At 57.2% G+C, this 23,173-nt stretch carries 21 protein-coding genes and 1 pseudogene; 9 read left to right on the top strand and 13 right to left on the bottom strand.

The features are described 5' to 3' along the window. The first annotated feature begins 80 nt into the window (after window positions 1–80). Window positions 81–1,121 carry a threonine aldolase family protein gene (locus AC07VF_RS19555; RefSeq protein ID WP_192173174.1) on the top strand — a complete coding sequence of 347 codons (1,041 nt, stop codon included), beginning with the start codon at window positions 81–83 and terminating at the stop codon, window positions 1,119–1,121. A gap of 66 nt (window positions 1,122–1,187) precedes the next feature. Here AC07VF_RS19555 and AC07VF_RS19550 read toward each other — a convergent pair whose 3' ends face one another. Next, complete coding sequence (locus tag AC07VF_RS19550) at window positions 1,188–1,490, bottom strand: cell division protein ZapA (RefSeq protein WP_065991262.1); 303 nt, start codon at window positions 1,488–1,490, stop codon at window positions 1,188–1,190. Then, entirely contained in the window at window positions 1,487–1,720 is a 234-nt protein-coding gene (locus tag AC07VF_RS19545; RefSeq protein WP_192173175.1) for a hypothetical protein, read from the bottom strand. Before AC07VF_RS19545 ends, AC07VF_RS19550 begins: the two co-directional genes overlap by 4 nt. Window positions 1,721–2,009: 289 nt before the next feature. Here AC07VF_RS19545 and AC07VF_RS19540 point away from each other — a divergent pair. Together AC07VF_RS19540 and AC07VF_RS19535 are read left to right on the top strand one after the other, a co-directional pair. Beyond that, window positions 2,010–2,807 (top strand): annotated as a pseudogene (locus tag AC07VF_RS19540) (MCP four helix bundle domain-containing protein); the annotation flags it as partial. Next, a complete protein-coding gene (locus AC07VF_RS19535) occupies window positions 2,790–3,662 on the top strand; it encodes a methyl-accepting chemotaxis protein (protein ID WP_463584546.1) in 873 nt (290 codons plus the stop codon). The pseudogene AC07VF_RS19540 and the gene AC07VF_RS19535, both read left to right, overlap by 18 nt. Window positions 3,663–3,737: 75 nt before the next feature. Here the strand turns inward: AC07VF_RS19535 and gbcB are convergent, their stop codons facing one another. Further along, window positions 3,738–4,838 (bottom strand): glycine betaine monooxygenase reductase subunit, encoded by a 1,101-nt coding sequence (gene gbcB, locus AC07VF_RS19530; RefSeq protein ID WP_495009379.1) that lies wholly within the window; start codon window positions 4,836–4,838, stop codon window positions 3,738–3,740. A 329-nt stretch (window positions 4,839–5,167) separates the two neighbouring features. On the opposite strand from gbcB, the gene gbca reads away from it, so the two are divergent. The 4 genes from gbca to AC07VF_RS19510 all read left to right on the top strand — a co-directional run bounded on the left by gbca (window position 5,168) and on the right by AC07VF_RS19510 (window position 11,336). Continuing rightward, a complete protein-coding gene (gene gbca / locus AC07VF_RS19525; protein WP_192173178.1) occupies window positions 5,168–6,466 on the top strand; it encodes a glycine betaine monooxygenase oxygenase subunit in 1,299 nt (432 codons plus the stop codon). 612 nt (window positions 6,467–7,078) lie between these two features. Beyond that, window positions 7,079–8,263, top strand: coding sequence for a YcaO-like family protein (locus AC07VF_RS19520; RefSeq protein WP_192173179.1), 1,185 nt, complete (start codon window positions 7,079–7,081; stop codon window positions 8,261–8,263). A gap of 13 nt (window positions 8,264–8,276) precedes the next feature. Next, on the top strand, window positions 8,277–9,935 hold the full coding sequence (locus AC07VF_RS19515; protein ID WP_192173180.1) for an ATP-binding cassette domain-containing protein: 1,659 nt from the start codon (window positions 8,277–8,279) through the stop codon (window positions 9,933–9,935). Between the two features lie 882 nt (window positions 9,936–10,817). After that, the gene (locus AC07VF_RS19510; protein WP_192173181.1) at window positions 10,818–11,336 is read left to right on the top strand and encodes a hypothetical protein; all 519 of its coding nucleotides are present in this window, start codon (window positions 10,818–10,820) and stop codon (window positions 11,334–11,336) included. A gap of 36 nt (window positions 11,337–11,372) precedes the next feature. Here AC07VF_RS19510 and etfB read toward each other — a convergent pair whose 3' ends face one another. The 10 genes from etfB to AC07VF_RS19460 all read right to left on the bottom strand — a co-directional run bounded on the left by etfB (window position 11,373) and on the right by AC07VF_RS19460 (window position 21,817). Continuing rightward, window positions 11,373–12,176, bottom strand: a complete 804-nt coding sequence (etfB, locus tag AC07VF_RS19505; RefSeq protein WP_192173182.1) for an electron transfer flavoprotein subunit beta — start codon at window positions 12,174–12,176, stop codon at window positions 11,373–11,375. Further along, window positions 12,166–13,386, bottom strand: a complete 1,221-nt coding sequence (gene etfA, locus AC07VF_RS19500; protein WP_495009378.1) for an electron transfer flavoprotein subunit alpha — start codon at window positions 13,384–13,386, stop codon at window positions 12,166–12,168. The genes etfB and etfA overlap by 11 nt, the downstream gene beginning before the upstream one ends. Next, a complete protein-coding gene (gene dgcB, locus AC07VF_RS19495; RefSeq protein ID WP_192173184.1) occupies window positions 13,386–15,347 on the bottom strand; it encodes a dimethylglycine demethylation protein DgcB in 1,962 nt (653 codons plus the stop codon). The genes etfA and dgcB overlap by 1 nt, the downstream gene beginning before the upstream one ends. 160 nt (window positions 15,348–15,507) lie before the next feature. Next, window positions 15,508–17,568 (bottom strand): dimethylglycine demethylation protein DgcA, encoded by a 2,061-nt coding sequence (gene dgcA, locus AC07VF_RS19490; RefSeq protein ID WP_192173185.1) that lies wholly within the window; start codon window positions 17,566–17,568, stop codon window positions 15,508–15,510. A gap of 15 nt (window positions 17,569–17,583) precedes the next feature. Then, window positions 17,584–18,114: a 4-vinyl reductase gene (locus AC07VF_RS19485; RefSeq protein ID WP_192173186.1), complete on the bottom strand. Its 531-nt coding sequence runs from the start codon at window positions 18,112–18,114 to the stop codon at window positions 17,584–17,586. Between the two features lie 88 nt (window positions 18,115–18,202). Next, window positions 18,203–19,180: a dipeptidase gene (locus AC07VF_RS19480; protein WP_074886739.1), complete on the bottom strand. Its 978-nt coding sequence runs from the start codon at window positions 19,178–19,180 to the stop codon at window positions 18,203–18,205. Between the two features lie 208 nt (window positions 19,181–19,388). Continuing rightward, complete coding sequence (locus AC07VF_RS19475) at window positions 19,389–19,856, bottom strand: hypothetical protein (protein ID WP_495009377.1); 468 nt, start codon at window positions 19,854–19,856, stop codon at window positions 19,389–19,391. 129 nt (window positions 19,857–19,985) lie between these two features. Continuing rightward, window positions 19,986–20,363, bottom strand: coding sequence for a hypothetical protein (locus AC07VF_RS19470; protein ID WP_108121072.1), 378 nt, complete (start codon window positions 20,361–20,363; stop codon window positions 19,986–19,988). After that, window positions 20,360–21,319 (bottom strand): hypothetical protein, encoded by a 960-nt coding sequence (locus AC07VF_RS19465; protein WP_495009376.1) that lies wholly within the window; start codon window positions 21,317–21,319, stop codon window positions 20,360–20,362. Before AC07VF_RS19465 ends, AC07VF_RS19470 begins: the two co-directional genes overlap by 4 nt. Before the next feature lie 9 nt (window positions 21,320–21,328). Beyond that, complete coding sequence (locus AC07VF_RS19460; protein ID WP_074886727.1) at window positions 21,329–21,817, bottom strand: Hcp family type VI secretion system effector; 489 nt, start codon at window positions 21,815–21,817, stop codon at window positions 21,329–21,331. Window positions 21,818–22,146: 329 nt separating this feature from the next. Between AC07VF_RS19460 and AC07VF_RS19455 the strand changes: the two genes are divergently transcribed. Together AC07VF_RS19455 and AC07VF_RS19450 are read left to right on the top strand one after the other, a co-directional pair. Further along, window positions 22,147–22,551, top strand: a complete 405-nt coding sequence (locus tag AC07VF_RS19455) for a lysozyme inhibitor LprI family protein (protein WP_192173190.1) — start codon at window positions 22,147–22,149, stop codon at window positions 22,549–22,551. A gap of 47 nt (window positions 22,552–22,598) precedes the next feature. Next, entirely contained in the window at window positions 22,599–23,018 is a 420-nt protein-coding gene (locus AC07VF_RS19450; protein WP_495009375.1) for a DUF3010 family protein, read from the top strand. Window positions 23,019–23,173: the final 155 nt, after the last annotated feature.

Genomic DNA, 23,173 nt, shown 5'->3' with positions numbered 1-23,173 from the left:
GAATTTTCTGACGCAAGAATGCATGACCAAACCGATCAACTTTGGTTACAGTCGCAGCCTTCGATTACAGGGAACCGGCCATGTCAGACCAAAGCCAGCAGTTTGCCAGCGACAACTATTCGGGAATCTGCCCGGAAGCGTGGGCGGCCATGGAGCAAGCCAACCACGGGCACCAGCGTGCCTATGGCGACGACCAGTGGACAGCGCGCGCGGCCGATCAATTCCGTCAGTTGTTCGAAACAGACTGCGAGGTGTTTTTTGCCTTCAACGGCACGGCGGCCAACTCCCTGGCGCTGTCCTCGCTCTGCCAGAGTTACCACAGCGTCATCTGCTCGGAAACCGCCCACGTCGAAACGGACGAATGCGGCGCACCGGAATTCTTCTCCAACGGCTCCAAACTGCTGACCGCACGCAGCGAGAACGGCAAGCTGACGCCTGATTCCATCCGGGAAGTCGCGCTCAAACGCGCCGATATCCACTATCCAAAACCCCGCGTCGTCACGCTGACCCAGGCCACGGAAGTGGGCAGTGTGTATCAGCCGGAAGAGCTCAAAGCCATCAGCGAGACCTGCAAGGAGCTGGGCCTGAACCTGCACATGGACGGCGCCCGCTTTGCCAATGCCTGTGCGTTTCTCGGTTGCTCGCCTGCCGAGCTGACCTGGAAGGCTGGCGTTGACGTACTGTGCTTCGGCGGCACCAAAAACGGCATGGCAGTGGGCGAGGCGATTCTGTTCTTCAACCACAAGCTCGCTGAAGACTTCGACTACCGCTGCAAGCAGGCCGGTCAACTGGCCTCGAAGATGCGCTTCTTGTCAGCGCCTTGGGTGGGTTTGCTGGAAAACGACGCCTGGCTCAAGCACGCACGCCACGCCAACAGCTGCGCACAGTTGCTGGCGGATCTGGTGAAAGATATTCCGGGCGTTGAATTAATGTTTCCGGTGCAGGCCAACGGCGTGTTCCTGCAACTGTCGGAAGCGGCCATTGCTGCGTTGACCGCGAGGGGCTGGCGCTTCTACACCTTCATCGGCAATGGCGGCGCGCGCTTCATGTGCTCGTGGGACACCGAAGAGGCCCGAGTGCGGGAACTGGCAGCGGACATTCGGTTGGTGATGGGGAGCTGAAAGCGGCTTACTCTTCACTGGTAGGTGCAGCCCATCCGCAGCCTGCAGATGGACTGAACCGGTGCCTCACCCCTGAGCAATAACCTTCTCGATCACCTCGACCGTAGCGCTGACCTTGTCTTCATAACGGCTAAGCGCTTCGGCGTGTTGCTGCTTGAGTTCGATCTGCTTCGAGCACAGATTCAGCGCCGCCAGCACCAGCAGACGATCGCCGATCAGCGTCGGGTAACTGCGCTTGGTTTCGAACAATGCCGACTTCAGCATCGACACGGCATCCATCAGGGTCTGCTCTTGGCCGGCAGGTGCCTTGATCGTGTAGTCGTTGCCAAGGATGGAAATAACCTTGGCGCCGTCCTGATCCGTGATCATGCGTCAACCGCGCTGGCACTGGTGGCGCGGTCAACCAGCGCCTGAATGCGCGCAGCCGTCGCACCCTGTTTCTCTTCTTGCTCCATCAGACTCAACTGCAGACTGTCGTTGTCATCCCTGGCTTGCTTCAACTCTTCGGCGAGTCGCGCGTTCGTGTTCTGCAGCTCCTGATTGTGCTGTACCAGGTCACTGACGAGCTTTTCCAACTGGCTTAGGGATGCTTCCAACATTTTGATATCTCAGGCAAATTTCAAAGGGCGCGTACGATAAAGAAAAGTCACTTTAGCTACCAGTGAAATCAGGGCATCCAAGCCGCTACACCGACCAACAAGCATCTCTACCACTCTATTCCGCAAACGCATAACGGCCCTGATTGACTACGTTTTTACGGTCTTGTTCCTGCTGTTCGTCAGATCACCCGGCTGCGACATAACCGCACAGCGTAGACCAGTGGCATCAAGTCCCCACAGGGCCGACCGATAACCCATGCATCTCTGACACTTCTATCTCTCGCCTCGCATGGATCGCGGCCGCCCTGGAACCGTAATGTCCCTACGTAATTTGAATATCGCGCCCCGCGCCTTTCTCGGCTTCTCCGTCATTGGCCTGCTGATGCTGATTCTGGGCGTCTTTGCCCTGTCGCAGATGAACAAGATCAATACCGCCAACGTTGCCATGGCCAGCAAAAGCATGCCGAGCATCAAGGCGCTGGATAAATTGACCGAAGGCAGCATTCGCCTGCGTGTTCTGTCCTATCGCCTGATGCTCAACCGCGATCCCGACACACTGCAGAAAACCACTGAATTGTTTGCCATGCGCAACAAGCAGATCGACGATGCCCGGGCCATCTACGTCAAGCTGATTTCCGAGCCAGCGGAGCAGTCGGCCTACGACCAGTACGTCCAGTTGCTCAATGACTATCGCCAACTGGAAAGCCGCATGAAGTCGCTGAGTCAGGCCAACGACATGACCGAGCTGACCCGCCTGCTCAGCGCCGATCTGCAGACCAACTCGGACCAGATGAACGTGGTGCTGGCCAAGCTGATTGAGATGAACACCCAACAGGTCAATGAAGCCAGTGCGACGGCCACTCAACAGTACTCGACGGCTTTCACGATGGTCGTCACGCTGCTGATCATTGCCACCGTGCTGACCTTGCTGTTCGCCTGGCTGCTGACCAACAGCATCACCCGCCCTATCGCATCGGCATTGAACGCTGCCGAGGACATTGCCGAAGGCGACCTGACGCGCACCATCACGGTGGACGGTACTGACGAAGCGGGCCGCTTGCTGGCCGCAATGTTGAAGATGCAGTCCAGGCTGCGTGACACCCTGCAGCGCATTTCCGGTTCGGCGACCCAGCTTGCTTCAGCAGCCGAAGAGCTGAACGCAGTCACTGACGAAAGCGCGCGCGGCCTGTCCCAGCAGAACAACGAAATCGAACAGGCCGCCACTGCGGTCAACCAGATGACCAGTGCAGTGGAAGAAGTCGCACGCAACGCGGTGAGCACCTCGGAAGCGTCGAAAAATGCCACCACGTCCGCCAGCGATGGCCGTGACCTGGTGCAGGAAACCGTCAGCGCCATCGAACGCATGAGCACTGACGTGCAGAGCACATCCACGCTGATCGGCAATCTGGCGGACGAGTCCCGTGACATCGGCAAGGTGCTGGATGTGATTCGCGGCCTGGCGGATCAGACCAACCTGCTGGCCCTCAACGCCGCCATCGAAGCTGCCCGCGCGGGTGAAGCCGGTCGCGGATTTGCGGTGGTCGCCGACGAAGTTCGCGCCCTCGCCCACCGCACCCAGCAATCGACCAGCGAAATCGAGCGTATGATCGGCAGCATTCAGGGCGGCACCGAACAGGCCGTGAACTCCATGCGCAGCAGCACCGAGCGTGCGGAATCCACCCTGAACATCGCCAAAGGCGCCGGCCTTGCGCTGGACACCATTAACAGCGCCGTTGTGGAAATCAACGAACGCAACCTGGTCATCGCCAGCGCGGCGGAAGAGCAGGCCCAAGTCGCACGGGAAGTGGACCGCAACCTGGTCAACATCCGCGACCTGTCGACTCAGTCCGCCACCGGCGCCAATCAGACCAGCGCAGCGAGCAACGAGCTGTCGCGTCTGGCTGTGGATTTGAACGGGATGGTTGCGCGCTTCAAAGTTTAAAAGACGTTACAGAGCCGACTCGAAACCGGGTCGGCTCATCAAGACGCGGGGAGAGTTCGACGCCCGCGTCAGACCTCAATACTCAATCCGCACATCCCCCTTCGGCACGCTGCAGCACGCCAGGATGTAGCCTTCGTCCACGTCGTCATCGGTGATGCCGCCGTTGTGCTCCATCTCGACCTCCCCGCTCAGTTTCATCACCTTGCACGTCCCGCAGATGCCCATCCCGCACGCTTTGGGAATCATCAGGCCGAGCTTGGCAGCCGCTGCATGGACGGTTTCCCCAGGTGCTACGCGGATGCTCTTGCCGGTATCAGTGAATTCAACCTGATTTAATTCAGCAACATCCAGATCCGGCGCATCGGCGGCCTGTTCGGCGTGCTCCACGGCGTCGGCGCGGGCTTCCGGTGGCGTCGCTCCGAAGGATTCTTCGTGGTACTGCGCCATGTTGAAACCGTTGGCTTCAAGCAACCGCTTCACCGCACTCATGTACGGCGTCGGTCCGCAGCAGAACACTTCCCGCTCCATGAAATCCGGTGCCATCAGTTCGAGCATCTTCTGACTCAGATAACCGCGATAACCCGCCCACGGCTCACCCAGCCCGTGCTTTTCACAAACGATGTGCAGGGCGAAGTTATTGATTCGCGACGCCATCTGTTCCAGCTCGCGGTGGTAGATGATGTCCTTGGGCGAGCGCGAACTGTGCACGAAGACCATGTCGACGTTGGCGTTGGTGTCGTAGTACCAGCGCGCCATGGACATGACCGGCGTGATGCCGACGCCGCCGCTGAGGTAGAGGATTTTCGGATTGGGGAAGTCGATGGCGTTGAACAGACCCACCGGGCCGTGCACCGCCAGCTCCTGACCTTCGTGCAACGTGTCATGCAGCCAGTTTGAAACCTTGCCGCCGGGCACGCGCTTGATGGTAATGGAGAAGCTGTACGGCACCGAGGGTGAACTGGAGATGGTGTACGAGCGCATGATCGGCGCGCCGTCGATTTCCAGCTCCAGGGTGACGAACTGGCCGGGCTTGAAGAAGAACAGAATCGGCTGATCGGCCATGAAGCAGAACGTGCGCACGTCCCAGGTTTCCTGGATCACTTTGACGACCCGCACCAGATGGCGGCCGTTGGCCCACGTCTGGGTATTGACCGGGCTGAGGAAACTCTGGGACATACTCACTCTCCACGGCCGACGGTCGGCCTCTTATGGTGGCGATTCTGCGTAACGCGCGAGCCGCCTATTTACCTATCAGCGACATTCACATACTTATGGCGACCAGCCCCGGTCTATAGGGGTCGGGCCGTCGGAAACGGATTCGGCCATGTCGCCCATGGATAAGGTTCAGGTCGCGCCCGGCTCCACACTCGCCATCAATTCATTACAGATTCTTTATCCATCGGCCTGAGCGTCAGAAATCACTGCCGCCTCGCGTGCTTCGCTACACACCCACCGTATCAGCCACATTCGTAGACTGCGCAAAGCGCGGCCTGAGGACTTGAAAGATGGACGTCACCGCAACTCTGAGCTTGGGCGATCCGCTGGAACCTGCGCGCAAGGCGACTGCCGAGATGCTGCATACCCGAGAGCGGACTTACTCGCTGCCGCAGCCTTTCTACAGCGATGAGCGGCTGTTTGAAATCGACATGCAGGAAATCTTTCAGAAAGAGTGGCTGATCGCGGGCATGACCTGCGAAGTGCCGGCGAAGGGCAACTTCCTCACCCTTCAAATTGGCAAGAACCCGATCCTGGTCGTGCGCGCGCCGGACGGATCGATCAATGCATTCCATAACGTCTGCCGCCACCGCGGCTCTCGCCTGTGCACCAAGGAAAAAGGCAAGGTCGCCAAGCTGGTTTGCCCTTACCACCAGTGGACGTACGAACTCGACGGTCGCCTGCTGTACGCGGGGACCGAGATGGGTGCGGACTTCGACATGAAGCAGTTCGGCCTCAAGCCGGTGCACTGCAAGGTCGCGGGCGGGTACATCTTCATCAGCATGGCGAGCAATCCACCTGCCATCGACGCGTTCCTGCAGACGCTGAACCACTACATGGAACCGTACGACATGGAAAACACCAAGGTGGCGGTGCAAACCACCTTGATTGAAAAAGCCAACTGGAAGCTGGTGCTGGAAAACAACCGCGAGTGCTACCACTGCAATGCGTCGCACCCCGAACTGCTGAACACCTTGCTGGAGTGGGACGACGTCACTGACCCGCGCGCCGACCAGGCCTTCAAGGACCACGTTGCTGCATCCGCCGCCGCCTGGGAAGCGGAAAAGATTCCCTTCGCCCACGCCAGCTTTGGCCTGCGCAACCGCATCGTGCGCATGCCGCTGCTCAAAGGCACTGTTTCGATGACGATGGACGGCAAGCAGGGCAGCAAAAAACTGATGGGCCGCATCCAGAACCCGGACCTGGGCTCGATGCGCATCCTGCACCTGCCTCACTCCTGGAACCACTGCATGGGCGACCACGTAATCGTGTTCACCGTGTGGCCGGTCAGCGCACAGGAGACCATGGTCACCACCAAATGGCTGGTGCACAAGGATGCCGTCGAAGGCGTGGACTACGACGTCGCGCGCCTGCGTGAAGTCTGGGACGCCACCAACGACCAGGACCGCCGTCTCGCCGAAGAAAACCAGCGCGGTATCAACTCCGTTGCTTACCAGCCGGGGCCGTATTCGAAGACCTACGAGTTCGGCGTGGTGAACTTCATCGACTGGTACAGCGCCAAATTGCTGGAAAACATGGGCGCGGAACCGGCTTCGTATTTGAAGGGCGTGGCGGTTAACCACGAGTAGGGTTTTACCTGTCGGATTTGGACTGACACCTTCGCGGGCAACCGCGTTTCTACAGACATTCGAGCTGTAGGAGCGCGCTTGCCCGCGCTGCGTTTTGGGTGATCGATCAGGAGTTTTAGGAAGGCTCAGCAGGGCATCCGCATCTCCTGTGATTAACCGCTGGGGCAGAAACGGCTCTTTTCTGGCGTCCAGCAGAGATTCCACTTGTATATCTGCCATGTGGAGGCGCGATCCTAAAAACTTCATTTCCTACGAAAAAACCTGCCTTAATTCAGGACCTTATCAATATTGACCTACGACACTGCTGAATCTTCCTACGAAACGATCAGAGATTTAAAGCCGCGTACGAACTTGAACGTTTTTGAACGAATGTTATTAATACATCACTCACGGCAAATGACGTGAGCACTGCAAAACCCCTTATGTAAACTTATGGAGTAATAGACATGGGACGTAAACGCTCAGAAATTTCGATGATGCCTTTTAATCAAAGTGAAAATGCAATGGGAGCTCTTTTGCCAGTTGAGGCGCAGTTTTACTCACAGGGTTGATTAAAAAACCGTAAAGCAGGTTTGGGGTTAATACCCCAAGCCTGTTCAAGGAGCATCGCCAATGATTGAACGTGAATTCCCCGTATCGACCTCAGAGCAGAAGATCCGTGAGGCGATATTTTCTTTATCTCTTATACCGTCAGTGAAATACATAGACTCATCAAAATCGGTTGCAACCTGCACACTCATTGATGACAGCGGCGCGGCAGTGGCCGAAGGCGCAGGCAAGGGTCAGCATTGCCAATTAGGTGCGTTGGCAGAAAGTATTGAGCACTACGCGTTGGAACACTGTTCATCCAAGGGCCTGGTTACACGCCGTATCAACGAAGTACGTCACCAGGCATCCATTAAGCTTGATGGCGTCCTCGCTAACTTGCCCGATAGCGAGGCACCGATAGACTGCGTCGAATTCAAAGATATCTTGAATAGCCGTCTCATCACTGTCCCCGCTATCATGCAACTTCCAGACGAAGCTCTGGTGGAACACAATACCTCGTTAACCGAAATCGCGTACCTAAGCCGCTACTCGACAAACTCGGGGATTGCCTTCGGCTGCTCGGAAAGTGAAGCAATCCTTCATGGACTCAACGAAGTGCTTGAGCGGCACATGCTGTCTAAAATTCTCATGTCCCTCTGCGGCCAATACGATCCCATTCTGCTGCGGTCAGTTGACGCGGCCCCAATGAGAGAAGTATTTCCCGATGGCTCGAGATTTCGCACCCTAGCCGCTCGCATGAAGATACTCATTACCCAAACAATTCAGGGCGTATATTTCGCTATGGCTATTCCCAAGCGACCTGACGGCAGATACGTAATCTGCCCGCTTGGCAGCGGATGCTCTGTAGACCCGCGAATCGCCATTGAACGCGCCGCTACTGAACTTCATCAGACCATGGCGCTATATGATGAAGTTGAGAAAGCTACTGACCATAGTGCCATCGCGTTAGCTAGCTTCTCATCCACCTTACGGCCGTTGATAAATCTTGAGGTACTCCGGAACACCGAGCTCAGCTGCAGACGTTTAGACCCACCGAAGCGTTTATCTGTGCAGGAGCAAGTAGAGTTCATCCTTGAGAGGTTTGCAGCAACTGGTTTACATGCGTTCAAAAGAACGCTGCTGGATTTCGAAAACGGGTGTGTCGTGGCGCAGGTTTATGTACCTGGACTGGAGCGATTCAACCTAATAAGGGCAGGTATTCCAGTGGTACCCCAACATCTTCTCCACGCGAATAAGTGCTATCCATGAGGTAAACCTTCGGATGATAGATTTTATCAGTGAAACACTAAGCTCCAGGAAAAGACTGTTCATAAGCGCCACCGCACTTACCGTTCTATTGAAGCTGTCCACCCTAGCGCCAGCCCTATTGCTGGGGAAGATTATTGATAACCTCTCTGTCGCAGAAGATGTCGCTTCACTCACACTTAGCGATTTACTGATTGTTCTTTGTGGCGCTGTGCTGCTGCAGTCCGTGTTGCACCCGCTTCAGACTTATCAACTGGTGAAGCTCGTGCAGACAACCTTGGCAGACCTCTCCACCGAATGGTCTGAAAAAATACTGGGCAAAGAGTTTGAGCAATTTTCGTCCCTACGGATTGGCGGCCTCATCAAATCCGTGGAGCGAGGAATAACTGCCCACGAGAAGTTTCTGATTTTTTTCATCACATCAGGGTTCCCGCTGCTGATTGAACTGGCTTTGATCGCGATCATCTTTGCCTACTTGGGCGGCGCACTGATGTTCACCACCCTGCTGGGTATTTCTGTTGGCTACATACTGCTATACCACCAGCTGATCTGCTGGCGGCGTCCTTATCTGGTTGCCGTCAATGATGAAGAAGACAGGGTGTCGTCCAAGCTATTCGAAACCCTGCAAGCCGGCAAAATCCTGAAGCTCGAACAGGCTTGCGGCCTCGCCATGAAGCCGCTTCGTCAGAGTTACACGGAGTACGCACACGCGGCAACACGAGTGGCAAGTACCGGTGCTGTTCTCAGCTCGATCAAAGTGTTGTACATCGGGCTGTCCACGGCCGGGCTGCTTGCCTGGGGCGTCAGTGATCAGGCTTCCCTATCCCCACGTTTGTCTGTTGGGGAGCTGGTCGCGGTATTTTCGCTGGCGGGCATGTTTCTCAGTAATTGCAGCGCTTTGGCAGAGGCCTATCGGGCACTGGATCAGTTTTCGGTAGACAGACAGAGGCTTCTGCAAATCTTGTCACTGGAGGATCTTGTAGAGGTACCGCAAGAACCTTTACCTGAACCTTTATCAAGACTGGAATTGGTCGCAGTTGCTCAGGTAACGAACTTTAAGCTCCATTTCACGCCTGACCAATCCGTTGCGATCATCGGGCCCAGTGGTGCCGGCAAAAGCACGCTTTTAGACACGATGGCCGGAACGCTGAAAACACTCCGCCACGCCCTTTCCATAAACGGCAGGACATTACGAGGGTGCGACATTCAGACGTATCTGGATCGGGTTCGCTACTGTCCTCAAGACCCAGTGTTTCTTGAAGGCACATTCAAACACTCTGTGCTCTTTGATCAACCCATGTCAGACCACCTCCCCCGAATCCTTGACGATCTTGGCGTGGCACACCTGGCCGCCTACCGATCAATAGCTGAAGGCGCAGTCAACATTTCCGGAGGCGAAGCAAAGCGACTTTCACTGCTCCGGCTAATCAATCGCCCTGGAGATTTCAACTTGTTCGACGAGCCAACATCGGCTCTGGATCAGGAAACTGCCTTGGGTGTGTGGAGCACTCTGTTCGAGCACTTCCATAAAAGGGGGCTGGTGTGCGCTACCCACGACATGACTGCGCTGTCCCGTTTTGATCGTGTGATTGTGTTGAAAAACGGCGAGGTCATTGCAGACGGCCCCTGGAGCGAATTGCAAAACGACGGGGTCGTTGCGCAGGCGCTGGCGTAGATACGAGGCTGTTGAACCAAACGGCGAGGCTCCTCACCTCCGTGCCGATTGAGGAGATTTACAACGCCATCAGGTTTGAGGATTTGGGGGTATTAGCCCGATTCAATGCCGCTTCGTCATTATTGAGCGGGAATCGTTGATCATTTTTTGAGCATATCGCTCAACGCGCCGGATTCAGGGGCCCATCCCTGACCGCGAACATGTTATCCACAGAAGCACCAACAGCCTATGTGCGTAAGTCTCCCCATCGCTGTGGAAAAGCGTGCAATGGGCGTGATGATGACGGTCAGAGACGCAAACGGACGCGCTAGAGCTGTTATTGGTTAAAATTTGGCCACCATTCCACAGGCCACGGATTACAGGGGCTACAGCGGATCACAAACATCTTATCCACACGCCCGCACACAGAGAATGTGGGTAAGAACACGGACCGCGAGGCCTGGCTTGTGGAAAACACCTATAAGAATCCGCGGGATAGAGCGATCAAAAATTGACCACCTGCCTGAAAGCCACAGTCAACATGGTCTGTAGCAATGGCCGAACAGTTTATCCACAGGCGGATCAACAGCGATTGTGGGTATATGTACATGGACGTTTGGGCCGGTACGTTTAGGAAGCGTCTGACATCCAAGTCCCGGACCGCTCGCTACACTCAGCGCACATCAACCGTCAGCAGGGAATACGCTCATGCATCACTGGACACCGTTCTCACGCAAAGTCGTCATCGAGGCGAACAACAGGCTATCCAAACGTAAGCAAGGAGCCTCGTTCGCTCTGCCCAAAGAATTATTGGGCATTATCAGCTTTAAACCTAAGACTACGGAAGAAATCAGGGAAGCATTCCGATCGGCCTCCCGCAGGCTCCGGCAGGAGTGATTTCATATGATCGAAGAGCGCTACAACTACATCTTCAGCGAGTTAGTAAGCGATGAGGACGACATACTCGGCCAACTGGCCTATTCGGTGTATAAACGTCAAAAAATCGAGTATATCCACGCGTTCAAAGAGAGAAACGGTACTGATCCGCTAGACTGCGATCTCGTTGCGTTCCACGACATCAGCAACAGCAGCTCGCAAATTGAAGCCTATCGAACCCAAGCGACCCGGCTGGCGACAAACTTCCTAGAGTCCTCACTGAGTACCGAAACGGAGGAGTTGGCAGCGTTTTACTCTTCAAGAGCCGCCAACGACATCCGAATGGCGCGGCCAGGGTTCTGGAAGGGGGCTGCGCAGAGCCTCGTTGGCTCGGGCTTGTTCACTTTACTCGTTGGGTGCCTCGTTTTCTTTGCATGGAGTTTGAAACAGGGACCACGTCAGGTCATTGAGCAGGTATTCGACGTTGTGATTGTAGATGCAGATTCCACAAGTCGAAAAATGCAGCCCGATACGCCTCAGTCGTGAACGGAGAAAAGGCGCCATTGTGGCGCCTTTCGGTGTTCAGCGAACCACCCCCTCCTCCACCAACAACTTCAAAATCGCCGCAGCCCCCTCCTGAGCAGTCACCCCTTTGAGCACCTGCCCACCGCCTCCGCTCGCTTTTGCCGTGGCGGCTTTCATACGATCAGCGCCGCTTTTCGCTTTGATGACCTTCAGGCGTTTTGGCCGAGGTTTCGCGGGCGTCAGCTCTGCGCCGGTGAACACTTCGTCGATGACCACCTCGATCTCTTCCACATCCAGCAGACCCCGTTGCGCCGGTCCGTAAGCGCTTTGCCGCGGTTTCGGGGCGGCGTTATCCACTGTTGCCAGGAACGGCAATCGGACCTTGAGTCGACGGCGCTGACCTCGAGGGAGCGCCTGCAGCACTTGGGCGCTGCCGTTGCTCATGGACTCGACCTCGGCCAGGCCCACCACCAGCGGCCAGCCGAGCGTTTCAGCCAGCAAATACGGGAGCATGCCGGAACCTTCGCCCGTCTCGGCCTGACTGCCGGTCAGTACCAGCTGCACGCCCGACTCGCGGATGTAATCCGTCAGCCCAGGCAACGCGTCCGCACCCGGCGGCTGAGCCAGCACATGAAGCTCATCCACGCCCATGCCCAGATAGCCACGTAATGCGGGTTCTTCGGCATCACCCGCATGCAACACGTGCAAGTTATCCCCAGCCAGTTGCAAACCCAGCTCAACGGCACGGGCATCCTGCTCGGCACGACGCTGCCGTCCCGACGTCGGGTGCGCACCGACGGAGACCAGGCTGATTACGTGCAGCGCACCTTTATCCACAGAGACCTCCATTTCAGGCTGCATCGCGCTTTGCCCCATCCCGGTAACTGTCGACCGCTTCAATCAGCGCTTCGAGAATGGCGGAGCTCTCTCCGATCACCGATAGATCGGCCCGCTTGATCATGTCGCAGGTCGGATCGAGGTTGATCGCCACGACCTTGTCGCAGGCACCAATGCCCTGCAAATGCTGGATCGCGCCGGAAATCCCTACCGCCACGTACACCCGGGCAGTGACCCAAGTGCCCGACGCACCGACTTGGCTATCCCGGGTCATGAAGCCATCGTCGACGGCCACACGGGAAGCGCCTTCAGTTGCGCCCAACGCGACGGCGGTGCGGTGAAACAACGACCAATCCTTGACCCCGTTACCACCCGAAAATATGAATTCAGCTTCGGACATGGGGATAAGTGCCGGATCGACCGCCACAGCGCCAAGGTCTTCGATGCGCGGCAAACTGCGCGCGACAGCTGTGGATAACTCGACGGGCAGTACTTCGTGCCGGGTCTCACTGACCGGTTCGGCGCATTCCGCCTGGGCGAGGATCAAGCGTGACACGGGACGCAACAGGTCTTGCGCACCAGCGCCTGCACGACCGATGCACTGTTCGCCAGCCACTTGCCAGACGCGTGTCGACGGCCGCTCTCCCAGACTTGCCGCAAAACGACGACCCAATTCTCCCCCGCCGTTTCGGCTGTCAGGCAGCAACCAGTGATGGGGGTCGAACTGGTTATCCACAGCCCGCAAACCTTGCACACGTTGCTCGGGGGAATAGCCAGTGAACGCATTGCCTTCCAATATCAACAGACGATCGACGCCAGCGGTGTCGAACGCCGTTTCTTTGTGCTCGCCAAAAATGACCGCCAGGACGGCGCCCTCGTTGCCCGCCAGCCCATGGGCCAAGCCCAGCAGGTCTCGGTCGTGGCTGCTCAAACGGCCACCGACCATGTCGGGCACCACAGCGATGTAGAAGGCTGGCGTCGCAATCCGATGCAGCGGCAATTGCACGTCCACCGATGCCGAGCGTTTGACCGCGCCGCCTTGCTGCGCCCCGCTTCGGTCGATGCGTTTGACGCCGTTGGGACCGATAAAGCCGATGCCATGCACATTTTTACGCAGCACCCCGTTGGGGCCCATCCAGCTGGTTTGCGCCGGTTGCATGGCGGCGTGCAGGGGATGCAGCCGGTTTCGTGCAATCCATTCAGCGCGTGGGTCACGGCGGATAATGTCGCTCATCAATGCGCCTCCGCAGGTTCACGTCGGGCCGCTGCCGGTTTTACAGGTGCGGTTTCCTCAAGCAGTGCATCAGCAACGAGTTCGGCGATGTCCTTGATCATCGGCCGCGGCTCGACCACGCCTTCAAGCATCGCGGTGCACTGTGGACAACCCACAGCCACCAGCTCGGCGCCGGTCTCGCGGATGTCATCCATGCGCATGTCAGGGATCCGCTGCTTGCCCGCAATGTCGGTGATCGGCGCGCCGCCACCGCCGCCGCAGCAACGTGAGCGGAAACCGGACCGCACCATTTCCTTGACCTCGATGCCCAGCGCACGCAGCACATCGCGCGGCGCCTGGTACTCGCCGTTGTAACGCCCGAGGTAGCAAGGATCGTGATAGGTGACGCTGGCGCCTTTGTGCGTACCCAGATGCAATGCGCCGTTGCCGATCAGCTCGGCAAGATATGTGCTGTGATGCTGTACGACGTAGTGACCGTCGAACGCACCGTATTCGTTTTTCAGAACATGAAAGCTGTGCGGGTCGCAGGTGACGATGCGCTTGAAGTCGTACTGGGCCAGCGTCTGAACATTGCGTCTGGCGAGCATCTGAAAGGTAGCTTCATCGCCCAGGCGACGGGCCACATCGCCGCTGTCGCGCTCTTCGAGACCCAGCACGGCAAAGTCGACCTTGGCGGCTTTCAGCACTTTGACGAAGGCGCGCAAGGTGCGCTGATTGCGCATGTCGAACGCGCCATCGCCGACCCAGAACAGCACGTCCACGGTTTTCTTGTGGCTCATGACGTCAAGGTTCAGGTCGGCCGCCCAGTTCATGCGTCCGCCCGGCGCGAAGCCGCCCGGGTTGTCCGTCGCGATGAGGTTTTCCAGGACCTCGGCGCCCTTGTTGGGGGTGGCGCCTTTTTCGAGGGTCAGATGCCGGCGCATGTCGACGATTGCGTCCACGTGCTCGATCATCATTGGGCATTCTTCCACGCAGGCCCGGCAGGTCGTGCACGACCATAGGGTGTCGGCGTCGACCAGCCCGTTGACGATGGGTTGATGGGGATTGCCGCCATGCTCGCCGATAGGCTTGCCCTGGCCGTCGAGCGACGGGTAAGGGCTGCCGGCGAAATGGGCATCGGTGCCACCCGCCAGCCCGACGACCATGTCTTGAATCAGTTTTTTCGGGTTCAGCGGCTGGCCGGCAGCGAAGGCCGGGCACGCGGCTTCACACTTGCCGCACTGCACGCACGCATCGAAACCCAGCAGCTGATTCCAGGTGAAGTCCTTGGGTTTTTCTACACCCAGCGGCGCGGTTTTGTCCGTCAGATCGAGGGGTTTCAGCCCCGTAGAGCGGCCACCGCCGAAGCGTTCCGGGCGGCGGTGCCACGCCAGGTGCAACGCGCCAGCGAAGGCGTGTTTCATTGGGCCGCCCCAGGTCATCCCGAGGAACAATTCGCACACACCCCACAGCACACCGATGCCCAGAATGCTCGCCAGCAACCAGCCACCGAAGTTCGCCGGCAGCACGCCCGCGACGGGCAGCGTGACGATAAAGAACGAACCCGAGAACGCCAGCAGGCTTTTCGGCAGGCGCATCCACGGGCCTTTCGACAACCGGCTTGGCGGTTGAAGACGACGCAGGTACATGAAGATTGCGCCCACAAACATCACCGCCGACATCAGCAACAGCGCGTAACCGAGGATGCGGTTATGCAAGCCGAAGCCGTGTACCAGAATCGCCAGGATGATCGACGCAACCGCGCCGCCCGCCGTGGCCACGTGGGTGTTGGCGATGTATTTGTCCCGCGCAACGACGTGGTGCAGATCGACCATGTAGCGCTTGGGCATCGCCAGCAATCCGCCGAGCAGGTCGACCTTGGCGGCACGCCCGTTGCGCCACAGGCTCACCCGCCGCAACGCGCCAAGGACCGCGAGGCCCAGGGCAGCGAAAAGCAGGATGGGAAGAAGGGTGTTTAACATGTGGAGCTCCCAAAGACTCAGGGTCTTGCACGTCGGGATGCCTGACTCGTTTCCCGTGAGGCGAGCTTGCTGGCGAAGCCCTGCTGACATTCAACATGGATGCCGACAGACCCGCCGCTTTCGCGAGCAAGCTCACTCCTACAGGGTTGTGTGCCGGCCGCTAGAAATCCTTGCACAGCCTGAGTGCGTCATAGATCGCCGCATGGGTATTGCGCTGTGCCACGCAATCGCCAATGCGGAACAGCAGATACCCGTCACCCGGCTGACTCAACGACGGCTGCGGCTGAATCGCGAACAGGGCGTCGATGTCGATCTGGCCTTTGTTGCGCGAACCTTCCTTCATCCCGTAGTAGAGCGCTTCGTCAGGACGCACGCCGTTCTCGACCACCACTTGATCGACTACCCGCTCCTCTTTGGCGCCGGTGTATTCGTTCTCCAGCACCGCGACCAGCTTGTCGCCCTCGCGGTAGACCTTTTCCAGCATCATGTCGCCGGTCATGATCACTTCTTTGGGGTACATGCTGCGGTAGTAGGTCGGGAACGACGTACCACCGATGGCAACGCCAGGCTTGATATCGTCAGTAACGATCTCGACCTGGCAGCCTTTGTCCGCCAGGAAGTCGGCCGTGGACATGCCGGTGAACTCGCAAATGGTGTCGTAGACCAGCACGTTCTTGCCCGGCGCAACTTTGCCGTCGAGGATGTCCCAACTGCTGACGACCAACCCTTCGGCCGCGCCCCAATGCTCGTTCTGCTCAATGAACGGATGACCGCCCACCGCCAGCACCACCACATCAGGCCGCAGGTCCATGATGGTCGCGATATCTGCCGCCGTGCCCAAACGCAGATCGACTTTCAAACGCGCCAGCTCCAGTTGGAACCAACGTGTGATGCCGGCAATCTGGTCGCGCTGCGGCGCTTTCGACGCCGTGGTGATCTGTCCGCCGATGGCGTCTTTCTTCTCGAACAAGGTCACGTCATGGCCCCGCTCGGCCGAGACGCGCGCCGCTTCCATCCCCGCGGGCCCTGCGCCGACGATCACCACCTTGCGCTTCACGCCGCTGGTCTTTTCGATGATGTGCGGCACGCCCATATATTCGCGGGACGTCGCGGCGTTCTGAATGCACAGCACATCCAAACCCTGGTACTGACGGTCGATGCAGTAGTTGGCACCGACGCACTGACGAATCTGATCGACCTGGCCCATTTTGATCTTGGTAATCAGGTGCGGGTCGGCGATGTGCGCGCGGGTCATGCCGACCATGTCGACGTAGCCGCCTTCGAGAATACGGGTCGCCTGATTCGGGTCCTTGATGTTCTGCGCGTGCAGCACTGGCGCCTTGACCACTTCCTTGATCCCGGCCGCCAAATGCAGGAATGGCTCCGGTGGATAACTCATGTTCGGGATGACATTGGCGAGGGTGTTGTGGGTATCGCACCCCGAACCCACGACCCCGATGAAGTCGATCATGCCGGTCTGGTCGTAATACTTGGCGATCTCTTTCATGTCCTCGTGGCTCAAGCCATCCGGGTGAAATTCGTCGCCGCAGATACGCAGGCCCACGCAGAAATCAGGCCCCACTTCCTTGCGCACTGCCTTGATCACTTCCAGGCCGAAACGCATGCGGTTCTCGAAGCTGCCGCCCCACTCATCGGTGCGCTTGTTGACCCGCGGGCTCCAGAACTGGTCAATCATGTGCTGGTGCACGGCGGACAACTCAACGCCGTCCAGACCACCGGCCTTGGCACGCGCCGCCGCGCTGGCGTAGTTGCCGATCACGCGCCAGATTTCTTCCGGCTCGATGGTCTTGCAGGTCGCGCGGTGTACCGGCTCGCGGATGCCCGAAGGCGACAGCAGCGTTGGCCAATGATCGCCGTCCCAGCGGGAGCGACGGCCCATGTGGGTAATCTGGATCATGATCTTGGCGCCGTGCTTGTGCATGGCGTCAGCGAGGTTCTGGAAGTGCGGAATGATCTTGTCGGTCGCCAGGTTGACCGATTTCCACCAGCCCTGCGGGCTGTCGATGGCCACGCTGGACGAGCCGCCGCAAATGGCCAGACCGATGCCGCCCTTGGCTTTCTCCTCGTAGTACTTCACGTAACGGTCGGTGGTCATGCCGCCGTCGGTGGCGTAGACCTCGGCGTGCGCGGTACTCAATACGCGGTTGCGTATGGTCAATTTACCGATCTGAATCGGTTGAAACATCGCTTCGAAAGCCATGACGGAAACCTCGACTTACAACGGCTTGACGACAAACAGGCCGTCGTCGTGGCCTTCTTCCGATCCGCCGTAAACCTGCTCGGCCACGGTGCGGATGTTGCTGCCGCTGGCTTCAAGGACTTGGTCCATGGCGCCGGCAAACCAACCGGTGAACATGTAATCGACCTTGCGCCCCACTTTGCCGTAGACGTAAACGAACGCCGAGTGCTCGAGCTTGACGCTGGCGGTGCCTTTTTCCAGATCGATGTCCTGAATCTTGAACAGGCCCCAACCGCGCTGGGACAGACGATTCATGTAGTGCTCGAACACCGCAACGCCTTCGATGCCATGGCATTCGGCTTCTTTCTCGCACCAGTGCCAGGCGGACTTGTAACCGGCCTTGTAGAGGATTTCGGCGTACGCCTCGGCGCCCAGCACTTCTTCGATGCCCATGTGGTTGTTGACGAAGAAATGGCGCGGCACGTACAGCATCGGCAGGGCGTCGGAGGTCCAGACACCGGTCTCGCTGTCGACTTCGATTGGCAATTGCGGGGCGATCTTGGCCATGGAAACTTAACTCCGGGAAATTCGTGTGGAAGCCCTCTCCGCGATGGGAGAGGGAAAAATTCTGTGTTCGGCGAGTGAATCCGGAGGCTTATTCGCCCCAGACATCGCCCAGGATGCGTACCCAGTTTTCGCCCATGATCTTGCGCACCACGCGCTCGGAGTGGCCGCGTTTAAGCAGGGTTTCGGTGAGGTTCGGGAATTCGCCGACGGTGCGGATGCCGAGCGGGTTGATGATCTTGCCGAAGTTGGTCAGGCGCCGGGCGTAGCCTTTGTCGTGGGTCAGGTATTCGAAAAATTCCTGGCCGTGGCCCTGGGTGAAGTCAGTGCCGATGCCGATGGCGTCTTCGCCGACGATGTTCATCACGTACTCGATGGCTTCGGCGTAATCGTCGATGGTCGAATCGATACCCTTGGCCAGAAACGGCGCAAACATGGTCACACCAACAAAGCCGCCGTGATCGGCGATGAACTTCAGCTCGGCGTCGGACTTATTGCGGGGGTGTTCTTTGAGACCCGAAGGCAGGCAGTGGGAGTAGGTGACAGGCTTTTTCGATTCGAGGATGACTTCCTCAGAAGTCTTCGATCCCACATGGGAGAGATCGCACATGACGCCGACGCGATTCATTTCCGCGACGATTTCACGCCCGAAACCCGACAGGCCGCCGTCGCGCTCATAGCAGCCGGTGCCCACCAGATTCTGGGTGTTGTAGCACATCTGCACGATGCCCACGCCCAGCTGTTTGAAAATCTCGACGTAGCCGATCTGATCCTCGTAAGCATGGGCATTCTGGAAGCCGAACAGGATGCCGGTCTTGCCCAGCTCCTTGGCTTTGCGGATGTCGGCCGTGTTGCGCACCTGAATCACCAGGTCGCTGTTTTCACGAATCAGTTTCTGGCTGGACGCGATGCTATTGACGGTCTGCTGAAAACCTTCCCACACCGAGACTGTGCAGTTGGCCATGGTCAGGCCGCCTTTGCGCATGTCTTCGAACAGCTCACGGTTCCATTTGGCAATGATCAACCCGTCAATGACGATGCTGTCGGCGTGTAATTCGGCTGGGCTCATCAGGCGGTCCCCTGGGGTTCTTTAATGGCCGGAAGGTCTGCCGGCGCTTTGGGGTCAGCATATGCCTGAGGGTCGGAGGAGCCGGGTGCAAAAACGACAGGGGAATTGCCGAAAGCGTCAAGAAACGACAAAGGGCATAGGCATGACGACGCAGCAGGTCCTCACGATGATGCAGGCATTCAGGCAGGGGGGCGCTCTGGGGCGGAATTCAGAAGTCGGGAAGATACGCCCAAACAAAAAAAACGAGGGTGACTAACGTCGTCAATGTGACTAGAGCCACCTGAGCCAACATCATGTATTTGAATTTTTTTGGGAATGTATCGACCTGCTCCAAGTCGATGGCGCCCAGTTTCAGGAACATTCGGGGCCGAAGGAACATCGCGCTTACGATGGCTAATTTTCTGATATCTCCTAGAAACCCGGTCCCGATCTGGAACAAACTAGAGTCCGTGACCGCTAAACAGTTATCCAGTGATTTATTGATCTTGTTTCGCAGATACAACGTTATCAACACCGTATACAACAGAGTGACTACGAAAAGGATACACATCGTCAAAACGATAAAGTCATGATCCGCAGAATGAATGGCGCCACCATGACGATAGTGTCCGCTTCTAATTATCATAATGACCTCCGGGCCGATCGCAAAAAAGCTGCCAGCTACTAATAGCTTCACGCACCCTGCAAATACAACCAAAATACTTATATGCTTACATTAATGATGCCACCCTTTGAAAATAGCTCTCACCAGCGTCGGCTGCTATTTCGGTGCCAATGGAGATATTCTTCAAAGCATATGAAGTCGTTAGAAATCATAAAAGTAGAGCCAGGCACGAAACACCAACATGGCCGTAAAAAAAATGATATTTAGAAAAAACGGCACCACGATCAATAGTTTCCATTTTTTTGGAAAGTCCACTACCTGCCGAACATCAATGACTCCTCGCTTGAGGAACAGCTTAGGGAAAATTAAGATACACGCCACAGTGCCTACCCTATAGACATCTCCGATAAATCCCAAGCCACCAAAAGTGGCCTTGATATCTACAATTATGGAACATCGAGAAAGACGGCTGTCCACCTCGTCCCTTACCCACCAGGTGATGAATAGCAGCACCAATAAGTTCAGGATTCCAGGGATCATTATCGAAGTTGCAACTAGGCCAGGTACGATATCTTTCATTGAGAGACCTCATAGAGTAACTCGCCCGTCATCTCGCCTCCCTTACCTCCTATCTCGCCCCCCAACCAACCCAATATCCCAGCAGTGATGACACCGCAGGCGAGTGCACCCGGACCTGTTGTAAGCCCCAACCCGGTAACGCAAATCACAGTAGCCACTCCCGCGCCGGCCGCAGCGCCCCCCAAATTACCAACCAGCTTACTCCCCTCAACATACTTCGCCTTCGTACACTCATCCTCCCGGCCCGTCGAGCAAGCCGTCTTGATATCAACCGCCGTCGAAGCTGTATCGAGAACTATCCCCACATAAGCTCCTCTTTTTATTAGCTTCGCCGCTTTGGCAATGCCGCTCGTTTTTTCGGCGTAGTGTCTGATCTCGCCAGTGTGCAGGTAGCTTTTAGTTGAGATCCCCAGCATTCGCCGGATTGAGCCTGTGTTCCGCAGTCCTGCTCCCAGACTAAGAAAGCCTTTCAGCAGCTTTTCGAGTTTGTCGAAAAGCTGGCGGCGTTTGGTATAGAACAGATTTCGTTCGATCAGGGTTCCCGAGGCCATGTGTTGCTTATGCAGGGCATCGATGCTGTCGAGCGTGGTCTTGATCTGCTCCAGATGCTTTTCCCAAGCGTCAGCAGCCATTCCGATACCGATTGAGGTATTGCCAAGTAGCCGCGTGATGAGTTCGTGGTTGGCCACGATGAAGTCGTCGCCTCCTGCGTCGTTATCGATGAGGCCCTGATGGGTCATCGTAGCAAGCCTCATGAGTTCGGCTTCTTCAGACGTACACGCAGAGGTTAGATCATCGGGGACGATGACGATTTCTCCCGCCGCTACGGTGGAATTGCGGATGTGGGCATTAAGCACATCGAATTTATCAGCCGCGCGGCGTCCCAAGGGCAGTTTTGCCTTGATAGAAAAATAGGTCTGCATCTGATCATTGATGAAGCTGTAAGGCCGCGACATAGACGACCCTCACGCGTAAATCGTGTTTTTGATACGGTCCCAGCCACCCGTCACGTTGCCGCCCCCACCACCATCGCTACGACGCTGCTGAACGTAGTTGGTTTTGATACGTCCGTAATCGAGCTGCACCACTTCGCGGGGCACGCCGTCGGTGGCACTGTGGCTGTAGTCAGAAATGATCACTTCCTCTAGCACGATCTCAAAGTACTTGAGCTTTTCGCCGCCAGCGCGGTGCACCGCGATGGTTACTTTTTTGAAATGCTGGCCTGCGCAGCTCGCTTGCATCAGTTTGGCGCTTGCCGAATCAAGGAACTTGGAAAAGTTGAATGTGGTGACAGTGGTCCGGCCCGACGAGGCGCCACCCGCCGAGGTTGCGGTCGCCGATGCGCTCTGATGGGTACCGAAGTTATAGCCGAGGATTTCAATCCAGTTCTTGTGTTGGTCGTCGAGGCTCTCACCCGGAATGCCGTCAAATTGGATAAATGCGTCGAGCGCCATGAGTTCTCTCCCTGAGTTGCTGGGTTATTTGCGTGTGCCGGTTAACGGCGCGGATTGGATCCTACCCAAAGAAACTCGCTACAAAAACCCTGATGGAAAATTTCAGACTTTTCCGTAGGACGGTTCTTTTACCCAGTGGAGATTCGACAAAACTCCTTTCTTGACGCATCAAAAGGCCAAGCATCGCGAGATAAAACGACTGGAAAAGTGTCGAAACCGTCAACAAGCGACGCCGGCTCACGGCGTCCAGACGGTCGCCGCATTTGATACCTGTTCATTGCCTCGCGCTTGGGCGAGAATCCAATCCATCTCTGACTCGGAAAGCCCTAATGAAAACCATGTTTCTGGCTCTGGCTCTATTCGCGACAGGCGCACACGCAGCAGCCACTCCGGCCGCCGACCCCTGTGAGGGCCTTGAAGAAGATCAGCAGACGCTTGAGTGCTCGGTATACACCCGCGATACGGCGGAGAAGTTGCTGACCGAGAATGTGCAGAACGTGCTTGAGCGTGTGCAGACGCAGTTCGGGGCGAATAAGGCCCAGGCCGAGGAATTCGCCACCAAACTCAAGGCCGCTCAGGAAGCCTGGAAAAAACTGCGTGACGCGGACTGCGCAGTGGAAGTGTTTCCCGCCAAACCGGGTACCAAGGAATTCAATATCGATCAGAACGATTGCCTGACCCGCGCCAGTGACGAACGATCGGAGTATCTGGACACCGTCGCGCAGTCTGAGTGATCCCGAATGCGCTACCCTGACGCCCTTCCCGAGCTCAAGGTAGGCACATGAACATCTGCGGCGTAGAAATCAAAGGCAGCGAGGCCATCTTCGCTGTCGCCACTCGCGCATCTGGCGCGCTCGAACACATCCCACTGCCGACCAAAAAGATCGCACTCGAAGACGACGATGAAGCCGTCAACGTGAAAGCGTTCGCCCGCCAGATCGAGGCGTTCGTGCGTGATAACGGCATTGGTCATATCGCGATCAAAAAGCGCAGCAAGAAAGGCGAATTCGCCGGCGGCCCGACGACCTTCAAGATCGAGACTATCTTTCAGCTGCTGGAAGAATGCGACGTCATCCTGCTGTCGCCCCAAACCATTAATGCTCAGATGAAGAAGCACAGCTTTGAACTGCCCGCAGCACTGAACAAGTATCAGCACGAGGCGTACAAAGCGGCGTGTTCGGCGTTGATGAAGACCAAGTAGAAAGGTCTGCACCCGATCGCTTGCTCGGTGGTGGGCCGGGGTTAAATCCGACTGTAGGACCGGCTTTAGCCGGGAAGGCTGTAGTGGTCAACTAATTCCGGACACCTCGATAGGTGGTTTCAAGGCCATCGTCCGTTCGTAAACGGTCGGTGGCA

It is taken from the genome of Pseudomonas sp. GW821-FHT02H06 (assembly GCF_059421525.1).
Note: the sequence above shows the minus strand (reverse complement) of the source record. Positions and strands in the feature narration are given on the sequence as shown.

Excerpts from the sequence above, each read along its gene's own strand:
- AC07VF_RS19555 (WP_192173174.1), top strand. The coding sequence starts at position 81 with ATGTCAGACCAAAGCCAGCAGTTTGCCAGCGACAACTATTCGGGAATC.
- AC07VF_RS19550 (WP_065991262.1), bottom strand. The coding sequence starts at position 1,490 with ATGATCACGGATCAGGACGGCGCCAAGGTTATTTCCATCCTTGGCAAC.
- AC07VF_RS19545 (WP_192173175.1), bottom strand. The coding sequence starts at position 1,720 with ATGTTGGAAGCATCCCTAAGCCAGTTGGAAAAGCTCGTCAGTGACCTG.
- AC07VF_RS19535 (WP_463584546.1), top strand. The coding sequence starts at position 2,790 with ATGTTGAAGATGCAGTCCAGGCTGCGTGACACCCTGCAGCGCATTTCC.
- gbcB (WP_495009379.1), bottom strand. The coding sequence starts at position 4,838 with ATGTCCCAGAGTTTCCTCAGCCCGGTCAATACCCAGACGTGGGCCAAC.
- gbca (WP_192173178.1), top strand. The coding sequence starts at position 5,168 with ATGGACGTCACCGCAACTCTGAGCTTGGGCGATCCGCTGGAACCTGCG.
- AC07VF_RS19520 (WP_192173179.1), top strand. The coding sequence starts at position 7,079 with ATGATTGAACGTGAATTCCCCGTATCGACCTCAGAGCAGAAGATCCGT.
- AC07VF_RS19515 (WP_192173180.1), top strand. The coding sequence starts at position 8,277 with ATGATAGATTTTATCAGTGAAACACTAAGCTCCAGGAAAAGACTGTTC.
- AC07VF_RS19510 (WP_192173181.1), top strand. The coding sequence starts at position 10,818 with ATGATCGAAGAGCGCTACAACTACATCTTCAGCGAGTTAGTAAGCGAT.
- etfB (WP_192173182.1), bottom strand. The coding sequence starts at position 12,176 with ATGCAGCCTGAAATGGAGGTCTCTGTGGATAAAGGTGCGCTGCACGTA.
- etfA (WP_495009378.1), bottom strand. The coding sequence starts at position 13,386 with ATGAGCGACATTATCCGCCGTGACCCACGCGCTGAATGGATTGCACGA.
- dgcB (WP_192173184.1), bottom strand. The coding sequence starts at position 15,347 with ATGTTAAACACCCTTCTTCCCATCCTGCTTTTCGCTGCCCTGGGCCTC.
- dgcA (WP_192173185.1), bottom strand. The coding sequence starts at position 17,568 with ATGGCTTTCGAAGCGATGTTTCAACCGATTCAGATCGGTAAATTGACC.
- AC07VF_RS19485 (WP_192173186.1), bottom strand. The coding sequence starts at position 18,114 with ATGGCCAAGATCGCCCCGCAATTGCCAATCGAAGTCGACAGCGAGACC.
- AC07VF_RS19480 (WP_074886739.1), bottom strand. The coding sequence starts at position 19,180 with ATGAGCCCAGCCGAATTACACGCCGACAGCATCGTCATTGACGGGTTG.
- AC07VF_RS19470 (WP_108121072.1), bottom strand. The coding sequence starts at position 20,363 with ATGAAAGATATCGTACCTGGCCTAGTTGCAACTTCGATAATGATCCCT.
- AC07VF_RS19465 (WP_495009376.1), bottom strand. The coding sequence starts at position 21,319 with ATGTCGCGGCCTTACAGCTTCATCAATGATCAGATGCAGACCTATTTT.
- AC07VF_RS19460 (WP_074886727.1), bottom strand. The coding sequence starts at position 21,817 with ATGGCGCTCGACGCATTTATCCAATTTGACGGCATTCCGGGTGAGAGC.
- AC07VF_RS19455 (WP_192173190.1), top strand. The coding sequence starts at position 22,147 with ATGAAAACCATGTTTCTGGCTCTGGCTCTATTCGCGACAGGCGCACAC.
- AC07VF_RS19450 (WP_495009375.1), top strand. The coding sequence starts at position 22,599 with ATGAACATCTGCGGCGTAGAAATCAAAGGCAGCGAGGCCATCTTCGCT.